Source organism: Sphingopyxis sp. LC363, from assembly GCF_000756385.1.
In the GTDB taxonomy this organism is placed as follows: domain Bacteria; phylum Pseudomonadota; class Alphaproteobacteria; order Sphingomonadales; family Sphingomonadaceae; genus Sphingopyxis.
Genome location: NZ_JNFC01000072.1, coordinates 1 through 12376, shown reverse-complemented (window position 1 = coordinate 12376; position 12376 = coordinate 1). Strand labels below are relative to the sequence as shown.

The window sequence follows — 12376 nt, the reverse complement described above, 5'->3', positions numbered from 1 at the left end:
CGCGCCGCGCGCTTTGGTCGTTTGACACGGCCGTTTGACACGGCGGGCCGCGTCGTCCACCCTCGCGCCTTCGCTCACAGCCAAAGGAGATCGACCCGCCGCCTTGCGGGCATGACGCTATGCGCCAGTTCACGATTGAAAGCCTTTCGACCGCCGATTCCATCCCCTTCCTCGCCGACCTCCCGCCCTGGGCCGAAACGCTGACCGGCCTCGGCCTGCTCGCATTGCTTGCGTGGACCGGCTATTTCATCGTCAAGCATGTCGTGCTGCGCATCGTGACCCGCTGGCTGCCGCACGAAGGGCTCACCCCGCTTCCCGTCGCGGCGCGCCTCGCCTTCATCGTCCCCGCGCTCATCATATCGAACGGGATCGCCGCGGTGCCGCATCTGCCGCCGGCCGCCGTCACGGTGGTCAGCAATGTCGCCGCCGCCTCGATCATCCTCTTCGTCGCGATGGCGGTCAGCCGCGCGCTCAGCCTCGGCAACCAGATTTACGACCGCCGCCCCGACGCCGCCAGCCGGCCGATCAAGGGCTATGTCCAGCTGCTGAAGATCATCCTCTACGGCGGTGCCACGATCCTCATCGTCGCCGCGTTGATGGACCAGTCGCCGGTCCTCCTGCTGTCGGGGATCGGCGCGATGGCGGCGGTGCTGCTCTTGGTGTTCAAGGATACGATCCTGTCGCTCGTCGCCTCGGTCCAGCTCACCTCGAACGACATGCTGCGCGTCGGCGACTGGATCGAAATGCCCGCGCTCAACGCCGACGGCGACGTGATCGACATCGCGCTCCACACGGTCAAGGTGCAGAACTGGGACAAGACGATCACCACCATCCCGACGCACCGGCTGATTTCGGAAAGCTTCAAGAATTGGCGCGGCATGTCCGAATCGGGCGGGCGGCGGATCAAGCGCTCGCTGTTCATCGACCAGAACGGCATCCGTTTCCTGACGCCCGACGAAAAGCAGGCGCTGCGCCGCTTCCAGCTGCTCGACGATTATCTCGGGCACAAACAGGCCGAACTCGGCGAATGGAACGCCGCCGCCGAACGCGCCGGGCGCGATCCCATCAACATCCGCCGCATCACCAATATCGGCACGCTGCGCGCCTATATCGTCGAATATCTCCGCGCCAATTCGCATATCGCCACGGATATGACGCTGATCGTGCGCCAGCTCGATCCCACGCCGCAGGGGCTGCCCATCGAACTCTATTGCTTCACCAACACCACCGCGTGGAGCGCGTACGAGGATATCCAGTCGGACATCTTCGACCATCTGCTCGCGATCCTGCCCGAATTCGGTCTCCGCCCGTTCCAGGAACCGAGCGGCCTCGATCTGCAGCGCGGCTTGGCGGCCTGATCGCGACGGGGCGGCGTCACGCCGCGCGGCGGACCCGTCCCCGCGCCGGTGCGGCCGCCTTCAGCCCGATCAGCGCCTCGATCTCGACCGCTGCGGCGAACTGAACACCGACGCGGTTGCCCGCCGACCAGCGCGCTTCGGCGTCGACCGGCTGGCCGGGCCCGAATTCGAGCGTCAGCGGCGTTCCCGTCGGCACATTCCACAGCCCCTCGATCAGCGCGCCGCGCGACGACATGTTGCGGACGATCGCTTCGTAACGATGTCCGCCGCTGTCGATCTGGATCGTGCGGAAGATCGTGAGCCGCGCCTCGCGCGCGCTCTTATACCCCTTGGCCTCGACGCGCCCGCCGCCCTCGCGGAGCATTTCGAGCACTTCGGTGAGGTCCATCGGCTTGCCATAGATATAGCCCTGAACATGGCTGCACCCGAGCCCGCGGACCAGCGCGAGATCGTCGTGCGTCTCGACTCCCTCGGCGGTCGTCTCCATATCGAGCGCGGTCGCAAGCCCAACGATCGACGAGATGATCGCGGCGTTCATGCTGTTCTTGTCGGCGGCGCCGAGCACGAAGCTCTGGTCGATCTTGATCTTGTCGAACGGCGCCTTCTTCAGATAGCCAAGCGCCGAATAGCCGGTCCCGAAATCGTCGAGCGCCAGCCGCACGCCGGTGCGCTTCAATTTCTGGAACATCGCCAGATTCTCGGGGCTTTCGTCGAGGAATACGCCCTCGGTGATCTCGAGCTCGAGCTGTTCGGGCCGGATCCCCGCCGCCGACACCGCGTTCACGATCGTCGCCGGCAGTTTTTCGTTGGCGAACTGGCGCGGCGAGACGTTCACCGCAACGCGGTAATCGGGACCGAGTTCGGCGATCGCGGCGCAGGCCGATCGGATGATCCATTCGCCGATCGGGACGATCAGGTTCGATTCCTCGGCGACGGGGATGAATTTTGACGGGCTGATCGTGCCCGCCGTCGCATGATGCCAGCGGATCAGCGCCTCGAAGCCCGAAATCCGCTCGCTCGCGACGTCGACGATCGGCTGATAGAGCAATTGCAGCTCGTCCTTCGCCAGCGCGTCGCGCAGCGCATCCTCGATCGCCTTTCGCTCGCTCGCCTGATTGTGCATCGCGTCGGCATAGAAACGATAGACGCCGCGACCCGCATCCTTCGCGGCATAGAGCGCGAGGTCGGCGTTGCGGACGAGCGCGGAGGCGCTCACCCCCTGCCCGTCCGACACCGCGATCCCGATCGACGATCCGATCCGCACCTGCTCGCCCTCGATCGCGAACGGCTTCGCGAGGCTCAGGATGATCGCATTGGCGATGCCCGCGAGCTTCTCGGGCTGGCTCATCTGCGGAACGACGATCTGGAACTCGTCGCCGCCGAGGCGCCCGACCTGTCCCTTGTCGCCGATGATCTGCGTCAGCCGCCCCGCGACCTGTTGGAGCAGCTGGTCGCCGACAGGATGCCCCAGCGTGTCGTTCACCGCCTTGAACCGGTCGAGGTCCATCAACAGCAGCGCGCACGGTTGCGGCTGGCCGCTGTGGCTCTTCAGCGCGCGTTCGAGCAGGTCGGTGATGTGGCGCCGGTTCGCAAGGCCGGTCAGCGTGTCATAGCGCGCGAGCTGGTTGATCTCGCGCTCCGACCTCTTCTGGTCGGTCAGGTCGGTGCCGCTGCCGCGGAACCCCTGGAAATTGCCGAACTCGTTGCTGATCGGCTGGCCCGAGATCGACCACCAGCGCTCCTCGCCCGGCACCGCCGCCTGCACCGTCAGCTCCTTGAACGGCGTGCGCGACGACAGGCTAAACCCCAGCGTCCGCTCCTCGCTCTCGTCCTTGCCGACGCGCTTGCGGATGATGTCGGTAAAGGGGTGGCCGAGCAGATGGGCGAGCGGCCGGTCGAGGCGCGCCGCGACGGTGGGCGAGATATAGACAAGCCGTCCTTCGCGATCGGTTTCCCAGAACCAGCCGCGCCCCGCACGCTCGAAATCGCGCATCAGGTTGAGCGCGCGTTGCTGGTCGCCGACCGCGAGGCGCGCCGCGCGCGTCGCGCGCCGCTGATGGCGGACATCCTCGCGCATCATCGCGGTGAGCAGGCCCAGGAAGATGAAACCGGCGACGCCGAACGGCCACGACGCGACCCCGATCGCACCGCCGAGCACCGTCGCCCCGGCAAAGGTGAAGAAGGCGGGCCGCACGATCGCCGCCGCCGACGCGGCGACCAGCAGCGACCCGACATGGATCGCGGTGAAGGCGTCGAAATAGCCGCCTCCGTCGGGAACCGCGATCGCGGCGAACATCGCCGCCGCGTTGAGCAAGGAACCGAGCGCGATCAACGCCATGCACAATATCGCCATCGTCCGCACGCGCTGGTGCGCGATCGGCCGGGGACGGCGCATCGCCTGGCCGATCACCATCAGCGCCACGTCGCACGGCAGCCCGGCCGCCATCACCAGCCAGTGCGAGGCATGATCGAGAAAGCCGGCGGCGCCCGGCAAAAAAGCAAAGCTCAGGAAAGCAAGGACGCGGCCGATGAGCACATAATGCCACAGCTTCGCGACGCGCATGACGTCGGTAACGAACGCGGGCGAATCGAACGGCGATTCACCTGTCGCCAGATCGCCCGCTCGCGGCTGGATGATGGTGCGCCTTACCCCCAATGTCCTGATTTTCCCGCTTTATGTGATGGCGGTTTCACTGGCCGCAGGGGGTTACCAAATCCTTACCGCAGCGCGCCGGTTTCCGCCGATACTGTGCCAAAACGGAGACGGTCATACCGATGCAACTCGCCGGAGGATGTTGGCTTTGGGGTGGTGGGCGGGCGTCAAAATCCTCCCTGTCGCGAAGCGATGGGGAGGGGGACCGCCGCCGCAAGCGGTGGTGGAGGGGCTGCGACGTAGCTTCATCAGCCCCTCCGTCAGCGCTTCGCGCTGCCACCTCCCCATGGCTTCGCCACAGGGAGGATCGTCCGTCCGCAATCGGTCGAAACCGGCCGTGCCGCTATCGCGGTTAAAAGCCATGACCGTCAAAACGGAAGGGGTTACGTTTCGGTTCGCAACTTGTTATGGTGCGGCATGCCTGCCGTCCGCCTGTTCCCGCCCGACCGCTTTTTCGACCGCGCCGAATGGTCGGCGATCACGCGCGCGTCATCGTGGCGCGGTATCTGGCTGGTGGCGCATGCGTGGATCGTCAGCATCGCGCTCGTCAGCCTCGCCGCCTGGTCGCAGAACCCCGCCGCATGGCTGCTCGCCATCATCTTTGTCGGCGGACGCCAGCTCGGGCTCGCGATCCTGATGCACGACGCGGCGCATGGCGCGCTGCACCCGAACCGCAAACTCAACAATTTCCTCGGCCAATGGCTGACCGGCGCGGCGGTCGGCTCGGACCTGATCGCCTATCGCACCTATCACCTTCAGCATCACAAATTCACCCAGCAGCCCGAAGACCCCGACCTGTCGCTGTCGAAGCCTTTCCCCACGACGCGCGCCAGCCTGCGCCGCAAGATGCTGCGCGACCTCACCGGGCAGACCTTCTTCAAGCAGCGCATGGCGCAATTCACCTTCGCCTTCGCCGGCCTCAAGGCGATGCTGCGCGGCGAGGCGGCGCAGAAGGGCGGCGCGAGCACCAAGGCGGGGACGCCTTTCAACAAGCAATCCGACGACGGCATGACGTCACCGACGATCGACGTCGCGGGCGCGATGGCGGTAACGCGCGCGGTCGGGCGTTTCCTGATCGTTCAGGCGGTGCTGCTAGGCGCTTCGCTCGCGCTCTACGGCTGGACGCCTTACCTGCTCTGGCTCGCCGGGCTCGCGACGACCTTCCAGCTTTACCTCCGCATCCGCAACATAGCCGAACATGCCTGTACGACGACGGGAAGCGAGGATCCCTTCACCCATGCGCGCACCACCCATGCGGGCTGGCTCGCACGGGCGACGGTCGCTCCATATTGGGTGAATTATCACGCCGAACATCACCTGTTCATGGGCGTGCCCTGCTATCGCCTGCCAGAGGTCCACGCCGCGCTCGGCCGCGCGGGCAAGCATGATTCGATGACGATCGCGCCGAATTACACCGCAGTGCTGCGCCGCGTCACCGCTGCCGGCTGATCAGCCTTCCTGCACAAACCGCGCGCCCGCGCGATCCTTCACCGTCTTTTCGGGATCGAAAATCATCCCGTTCATCGCGACATAGACGCCGGGCGGCAGCGTCTGCACCGCCGCCAGTGCAAAGCCGACATTGAACTCGGCATCGCTCGCGCGCACCGAGGCGGGCTGCATCGCGCCGGTCATCACGATCGTCTTGCCCTCGATCCCGGCAAGCACGCGCCCGGTGACGACCATGGTGTCGGTGCCGTGCGTCACGAGGATGCGCGACGCGTCGCTCGCCGCCACCGCGGCGCGGATCGCCTCGCGATCGGCATCGTCGAGTTCAAGGCTGTCCTTGCGCATCAGCTGCGTCACCCGGTGCGCGACATGGACATTATTCTCGCGCAGCATGTCGGGGATCGCCGCCGGGCCGATCTGGAATTCGCTCAGCGCGTCGAAATAGACCTTGTCGATCGTCCCGCCCGTCGTGAAAATATCGATCACGCGCATTCATCCTGCACCGGCAGCGCCGGCGTGCCGTCGGGCGCCGCAAAGGGCCGCTTGAAGGTGAAGGCCTCTGCGGTCGGCCCCTTGGCCTCGATCACGGCGATCCGCGCCATGCCCTCGGCCACCGTCGGCCGATGCCCCGCCGGGACCCACCACAGCGCCTGGTAAACCGCCATATGCTCGAACCACTCCTTGCGCCGCTTCATCACCGTCAGATGATCGGGGGTGCGATAGACATAGGCCGCGAGCGCATCGATATCGCGCCACACCGACATGTTCGCGATCAGGTGCGGATCGTCGGTGACGGGCACGTCGGTGGCATTATTGCCGTCGCCGGTCAGCCGCCATACGAAGCCATCGGCCGCCTCGGCCACCGCATTCACATGGTCGAGCGCATCCATGAAGTCGCGATTCGCGACATGCTCGGGCGGCAGGCGAAAGCGCCCGATATTGATCTGCGCCAGCTCATAGGCCGCCATCTGCGTCTCCTTCAGGCCAATGCCTCGGCGATCAACCGCCGCGTGTTCTCGATCCCGAACAAGGCGATGAAGCTCCCCATCCGCGGCCCCGCGCTCGATCCGAGCAGGGTTTCGTACAGCGCCTTGAACCAATCGCGCAGATTTTCAAAGCCATAGGCCTCGTTCTTGCCGATCTCATAGACGATATTCTGGATATCGTCGGCCGACGCATCGGCAGGCAGCGCGGCGAGCTTCGCGTCGAGTTCCTTGAGCGCCGCGCCCTCGCCGCCCGCGGGCTTGCGGCGCTTCAGCGTCGGCGCGACATAGTCGCGGTTATACGCCATCGCATTGTCGATGAGGCCATCGAGCTCGGGATAGGTCGCGGCATCGGCGCCCGCGACATATTGGCCGAGGTAGCGCCAGATCTGCTCCTTCGACGCGTCGGCGCCCATCACCCCGACAAGGTTGAGCAGCAGCCCGAAAGTCACCGGCAATTCGGTCGCGGGCACGTCCTGCGCGCGCGCCACATGAACATGATGCACCGGGTTGCCGAGCTTCTTGTCGGGCTCCTGCGCCGGATAATTTCCGCGCATCTGCAGATATTCGTCGACCGCCTTGGGCACGACGCCGATATGGAGCTGCTTCGCCGCCTTGGGCTCGCGAAACGCGAAAAAGGCGAGGCTTTCCTCGCTGCCATAGCTCAGCCATTCCTCGATCGAGAGGCCATTGCCCTTCGACTTCGAAATCTTCTCGCCCTTTTCGTCGAGGAACATCTCGTAGATCAGCCCCTCGGGCTTGCGTCCGCCGAGCGCCTTGGCGATCTTGCCCGACTGGACGCCGCTGTCGGTCAGGTCCTTGCCGTACATTTCATAATCGACGCCAAGCGCGACCCAGCGCATCGCCCAGTCGACCTTCCACTGCAGCTTCGCGCCGCCGCCAAGGATCGAGTGCGTGATCGTCTCGCCCTCATCCTCGAACGACACCAGCCCCGCATCGGCATCGACGACCGTCACCGGCACCTGCAGCACGATCCCCGACTTGGGGCTGACCGGCAGGATCGGCGAATAGGTCGCGGCGCGCTCGGCGCGCAGCGTCGGCAGCATGATGTCGAGGATATCCTGATTGTGGCGGAGGACATTCTTCAGCGCGTCGTCGAACGCGCCCGCCTTATACTGTTCGGTCGAGCTGACGAATTCATATTCGAAGCCGAAACGGTCGAGAAACTCGCGCAGCATCGCATTGTTATGATGCGCGAAACTTTCGTGACTACCGAACGGATCGGGGATCGCGGTCAGCGGCTTGCCCAGATATTCGCGCAGCATGTCGCCGTTCGGCACATTGTCGGGAACCTTGCGCAGGCCATCCATATCGTCGCTGAACGCGACCAACCGTGTCGGCGCACCGCCGGTAAGGGCTTCGTATGCGCGGCGAACCATCGTCGTGCGCAGCACTTCGTTGAAGGTGCCGATATGCGGCAGCCCCGACGGGCCATAGCCGGTCTCGAACAGCACCGGATCGTTCCCCGGCTTGCCCTCCGGATAGCGTTTGACCAGCTTGCGCGCTTCCTCGAACGGCCAGGCCTTGGACGTTTGCGCGGGCTCGCGCAGCGAAGGATGAAGGTGCAAGTCGGTCATGCCGCGCCCATAGCGGCAAGGCGGGCGGAAGAAAAGCGCGCCCGTCGCCCCCGCGAAGGCGGGGGCCGCTGGAGACCTTTTTCGGCGTCGCTGCGTATACCGACGGCGGCCCCCGCCTTCGCGGGGGCGACGGGCGGCAGTCATCGTTACCGGAAAATTTACCATGAAAGCATAATGTCCCGGACATGGACAATTTCCGCCTTCCCGCGCCTCGCGGCCACAAACGCACCCCGGTGTCGATCGACGTCACCGTCAACGGCATCCTCAACTTCGTCGACGGCCGGATCACCGACCTGTCGGAGGGCGGCGCGCGCGTCGACGGAGCGAGCATGCCGGCGCGCTCGCGCTGCGAAATCCATTATGGCGGCGAAGTCACCTACGCCGTCGTCATGTGGTCCGAATTCGACCGCATGGGCGTGCGCTTTCCCTATGAACTCACGCACGGCGCGCTCCACAAGGCGCTCCAGAGCGCACGGAGCGCGGCGACGATCGAACCCGCGCAAATCTTCCACCGCAACCGCCCGGCGGTATTCGGGCGGCGCGGATTGAGCTGAACCTCTCAACCAAAGCGGACCTGAATTCCGTTCGCCCTGAGCTTGTCGAAGGGCCGTTCTTCCTTCTATCCAGACGTCTATGGCGTTCTGGGCATATATTCTGCATTGCCACGGCGGCGCCTATTATACCGGGCATACGGACAATCTACCGCGTCGCGTGGGCGAACATGAGTCTGGCATGATCGCTGGCTTTACCGCCGACAAATTACCCGTCACTCTCGTCTGGAGCCAAGAGTTCGCGACGCGGTTCGAGGCGTTGGAAGCTGAGCGTCGGATCAAGGGATGGAGCCGCGCTAAGAAAATGGCGCTGATCCGAGGAGACTGGGACAAGATTTCGGCGTTGGCAAAAGGAAAGAACGGTCCTTCGACAAGCTCAGGACGAACGGATGAGGAATAGCCGGGCTCCCGTCCGCCTTGCCGCGTTCGCCTTTTGTCCCTAGCGTGGGACGATGGCGCCCGACCCGCTTACTCTGCCCGCGATCCACGCGAGCCATATCGGCATCTGGATCGCCGACACGCACGGCCGCGTCCAGCGCGTCGGGCGCGGCGAGGCGATCGCCGCCGTCGCGGCAACGCCGCACCTGCTCCTGAACGCGACGCTCACCGGCGACCGGCTCGGCTATCCCGAACTCTCGGGGCTCGACCTGCTCGAGCTTTTCGCTTTTCTCTACCCCGCGCGCTTCGCGGTGCCGACCCCGGCGGGGATCGCCGCCGCCGTCGGGCTGACGCCGCCGAAGGCCGAGGAAGACATCGCCGCCTTCCTGCCCCAGGCCGCGGCGGCGATGCTCGCCAGCCTCACCGATCCCGACTGGCCCGAACGCGAAGGCGCGTGGCACGGCGTCGAGGCGCTCGCGCGCCAGCGCTGGTCGTGGGCGCCGCTCGTCCAGCCGCGCCTGTCGCGCCCCGACGCCAATGATCGGTGGCTCTTCGCCCGCCTCCCCGAATGGGAGGAGCAATCGCCGCGCGGCGCGCCGCGCCAGGTGACGATCGACGAAGCCGACGTCGCCGCGCGGCTCGACCGCCTCACCGGCGACGGCGCCGAGCGCCGCCCCGGACAACAGGATTACGCCCGCGCGACCGCCGCGATCTTCGGCCCGCGCGAGCGCAAGGACGCGCCGCAGATGCTCGTCGCCGAGGCCGGCACCGGCATCGGCAAGACGCTCGGCTATCTCGCCCCCGCCAAGCAATGGATCGACCAGTCGGCGGGCAGCGTCTGCATCTCGACCTTCACCAAGGCGCTGCAACGCCAATTGTCGCGCGAGACCGAACGGCTCTACCCCGACGCCGCGACCCACCGCGAAAAGGTCGTCGTGCGCAAGGGACGCGAAAATTACCTTTGCCTGCTCAACCTCGAGGATGCACTGCAGGGCGGCTTTTCGGGGCGCGCCGCGATCCTCGCGCAGCTCGTCGCGCGCTGGGCCGCCTATAGCCGCGACGGCGACATGATCGGCGGCGACCTTCCCGGCTGGCTCCCCGCGCTGTTCCGCCGCAACGGCACCACCGCGCTCACCGACCGGCGCGGCGAGTGCATCTATGCGGGCTGCCCGCATTTCCGCAAATGCTTCATCGAACATTCGGCGCGCGCCGCGACGCAGGCCGATATCGTCATCGCCAATCATGCGCTGACGATGGTGCAGGCGGCGCGCCCGCGCGACGGCGGCGCGCCCGCCACCCGCCTGATCTTCGACGAAGGCCATCACCTCTGGGACGCCGCCGACAGCATGTTCGCCGCCGCGCTCACCGGGCAGGAAGCGGTAGAGATCCGCCGCTGGGTGCTCGGGCCCGAGGGCAAATCGCGCGGGCGCCGCCGCGGCCTCGCCGCGCGCCTCGCCGATGTCGCAAGCTATGACGAGGCGGGAGACCGCGCGATTCAGGCCGCGATCGCCGCTGCCGCCGAACTCCCCGGCGACGGCTGGCTCGGCCGCCTGTCCGAGAATGAGCCGTGGGGCGCGATCGAGCGGCTGCTCGTCGCGGTGCGCGCCATGGTCTACGCGCGCGGCATCGACAGCCGCACCGCCGACACCGGCTATGGCCTCGAAACCGAGCTCGCCGATCCCGACCCCGAACTCGTCACCGCCGCCGCGAGCGCGAGCGACGCGATCGAGGCGCTGCTCCGCCCGCTGATGGCGCTCGGCAAAAGGCTCGAGGCACTGATCGAGGATCCGCCCGACTGGCTCGACGGGCAGGCCCGGGCAAGGGTCGACGGCGCGCGGCACAGCCTCGGCACGCGCATCGACACATTGGGCGGCTGGCTATCGCTGCTCGGGCGCGTCGGCGGCCCCGCCGACCCCGACTTCGTCGACTGGCTCGCGGTCGACCGTTACGACGGGCGCGAGTTCGACTGCGGCCTCCACCGCCACTGGCTCGACCCCGCGCGTCCCATCGCCGAAGTCGTCTATCGGCCGGCGCAGGGCGTGCTCGTCACCTCGGCGACCTTGCGCGGCGGCGGACACGGCAGGGGTGACAAAGGAAGCGGAGGCTGGACCGACGCCGACATCCGCACCGGCGCGCGCCACATGGACGGCGGCGTCCAGCATTTCGCCGTGCCGAGCCCCTTCGATTATGCGCGCCAGTCCGAAGTGCTGATCGTCACCGACATCGCGCGCGGCGACCTGCCCGCGCTCGCCGGCGCCTACAGCCGGCTGATCGAGGCGTCGGGCGGCGGCGCGCTCGGGCTGTTCAGCGCGATCCGGCGGCTGCGCATCGTCCATTCGCGCATCGCCGACCGGCTCGCGCGCGCCGGGCTGCCGCTCTTCGCGCAGCATGTCGACCCGCTCGACACCGGTACGCTCGTCGACATTTTCCGCGCCGACCCGCACGCCTCCTTGCTCGGCACCGATGCGCTGCGCGACGGCGTCGACGTCCCCGGCGATTCGCTGCGGCTCGTGGTGATGGAGGGCGTACCATGGCCGCGCCCGACGATCCTCCACGCGGCGCGCCGCGCGGCGCAGGGCGGCAGCGCCTATGACGACATGGTCATTCGCGCGCGTATCGGACAGGCGTTCGGCCGCCTGATCCGCCGCGCCGACGATTTCGGCCAGTTCGTGATGCTCTCGCCCAGCTTTCCCTCGCGGCTGCTCAGCGCCTTTCCCGAAGGAACGCCGGTCCGTCGCCTGCCGCTCGACGAGGCGGTCAATCATGTCGCCGCGGCGAATGTCGAAAGGCGAAAAAGCGCGTTTGCCGCCTTTTCACCGTCATAAGTTTGCGGCACAAGGCCCCGAATAAGGGCATAAGCGCGGGGACGCGGGGAGAAATTTTGAAAACCTTGACCATCCTGCGCCACGCCAAGTCGGGTTGGGACGTGGCCGTCGAGCGCGACTTCGACCGTCCGATCAACAAGCGCGGCGCGCGCGGCGCCGAACTGATCGGCCAATGGCTGAAACGGCGGAAACTGCCCGTCGACCGCATCGTCGCCTCGCCCGCTGTCCGCGTGACCGAAACGCTCGACATCTTCCAGCCCGCCGCCGGCCTCGACGCGCTCGAACCGCATTGGGACCGCCGCATCTATCTCGCCTCGGCCGCGACGCTGATCGACGTGATCCGCGACACCGGCCGCGATGCGCAACACCTGCTGATCTCGGGGCATAATCCGGGCCTCGAGGATCTGATCCTGATGCTCGTCCCCGAATCGGACGATGACGACCTCCGCGCCAGGGTCGAGGAAAAGCCCCCGACCTCGGCGCTCGCCCGCCTCGACCTCGACATCGCCGACTGGCACGATCTCGACACCGGCATGGCGCGCTTCGCCGACTTCATCCGCCCCCGCGACCTCGACCGCGCGCTC

Annotated in this window: 10 protein-coding genes; 6 read left to right on the top strand and 4 right to left on the bottom strand. The window is 66.8% G+C overall.

The annotated features are described in order from the left end of the window. Positions 1-119: 119 nt before the first annotated feature. Positions 120-1358: a mechanosensitive ion channel family protein gene (locus FG95_RS18550; RefSeq protein ID WP_037557784.1), complete on the top strand. Its 1239-nt coding sequence runs from the start codon at positions 120-122 to the stop codon at positions 1356-1358. A 16-nt stretch (positions 1359-1374) separates the two neighbouring features. Here FG95_RS18550 and FG95_RS18545 read toward each other — a convergent pair whose 3' ends face one another. Continuing rightward, positions 1375-4014: an EAL domain-containing protein gene (locus FG95_RS18545; RefSeq protein ID WP_037557782.1), complete on the bottom strand. Its 2640-nt coding sequence runs from the start codon at positions 4012-4014 to the stop codon at positions 1375-1377. A gap of 414 nt (positions 4015-4428) precedes the next feature. Between FG95_RS18545 and FG95_RS18540 the strand changes: the two genes are divergently transcribed. Further along, positions 4429-5460 carry a fatty acid desaturase family protein gene (locus tag FG95_RS18540; RefSeq protein ID WP_037557780.1) on the top strand — a complete coding sequence of 344 codons (1032 nt, stop codon included), beginning with the start codon at positions 4429-4431 and terminating at the stop codon, positions 5458-5460. On the opposite strand, the gene FG95_RS18535 is transcribed toward FG95_RS18540, so the two are convergent. The 3 genes from FG95_RS18535 to FG95_RS18525 are packed head-to-tail and all read right to left on the bottom strand — an operon-like array spanning position 5461 to position 8038. Further along, entirely contained in the window at positions 5461-5943 is a 483-nt protein-coding gene (locus FG95_RS18535) for an asparaginase domain-containing protein (RefSeq protein WP_081933265.1), read from the bottom strand. Beyond that, positions 5940-6425, bottom strand: coding sequence for a DUF3291 domain-containing protein (locus FG95_RS18530; protein WP_037557776.1), 486 nt, complete (start codon positions 6423-6425; stop codon positions 5940-5942). Before FG95_RS18530 ends, FG95_RS18535 begins: the two co-directional genes overlap by 4 nt. Positions 6426-6436: 11 nt before the next feature. After that, positions 6437-8038: a lysine--tRNA ligase gene (locus tag FG95_RS18525; protein ID WP_037557773.1), complete on the bottom strand. Its 1602-nt coding sequence runs from the start codon at positions 8036-8038 to the stop codon at positions 6437-6439. A 185-nt stretch (positions 8039-8223) separates the two neighbouring features. Between FG95_RS18525 and FG95_RS18520 the strand changes: the two genes are divergently transcribed. The 4 genes from FG95_RS18520 to FG95_RS18505 all read left to right on the top strand — a co-directional run. Then, a complete protein-coding gene (locus tag FG95_RS18520) occupies positions 8224-8592 on the top strand; it encodes a PilZ domain-containing protein (RefSeq protein ID WP_052182511.1) in 369 nt (122 codons plus the stop codon). Positions 8593-8671: 79 nt separating this feature from the next. Further along, entirely contained in the window at positions 8672-8989 is a 318-nt protein-coding gene (locus tag FG95_RS18515) for a GIY-YIG nuclease family protein (protein WP_037557770.1), read from the top strand. A gap of 52 nt (positions 8990-9041) precedes the next feature. After that, positions 9042-11792, top strand: coding sequence for an ATP-dependent DNA helicase (locus tag FG95_RS18510; protein ID WP_037557768.1), 2751 nt, complete (start codon positions 9042-9044; stop codon positions 11790-11792). Positions 11793-11848: 56 nt separating this feature from the next. Next, positions 11849-12376 (top strand): SixA phosphatase family protein (locus FG95_RS18505; protein WP_037557766.1); only part of this gene is annotated, 528 nt, incomplete at its 3' end.

Excerpts from the sequence above, each read along its gene's own strand:
- FG95_RS18525 (WP_037557773.1), bottom strand. The coding sequence starts at position 8,038 with ATGACCGACTTGCACCTTCATCCTTCGCTGCGCGAGCCCGCGCAAACG.
- FG95_RS18550 (WP_037557784.1), top strand. The coding sequence starts at position 120 with ATGCGCCAGTTCACGATTGAAAGCCTTTCGACCGCCGATTCCATCCCC.
- FG95_RS18510 (WP_037557768.1), top strand. The coding sequence starts at position 9,042 with ATGGCGCCCGACCCGCTTACTCTGCCCGCGATCCACGCGAGCCATATC.
- FG95_RS18520 (WP_052182511.1), top strand. The coding sequence starts at position 8,224 with ATGGACAATTTCCGCCTTCCCGCGCCTCGCGGCCACAAACGCACCCCG.
- FG95_RS18530 (WP_037557776.1), bottom strand. The coding sequence starts at position 6,425 with ATGGCGGCCTATGAGCTGGCGCAGATCAATATCGGGCGCTTTCGCCTG.
- FG95_RS18515 (WP_037557770.1), top strand. The coding sequence starts at position 8,672 with ATGGCGTTCTGGGCATATATTCTGCATTGCCACGGCGGCGCCTATTAT.
- FG95_RS18540 (WP_037557780.1), top strand. The coding sequence starts at position 4,429 with ATGCCTGCCGTCCGCCTGTTCCCGCCCGACCGCTTTTTCGACCGCGCC.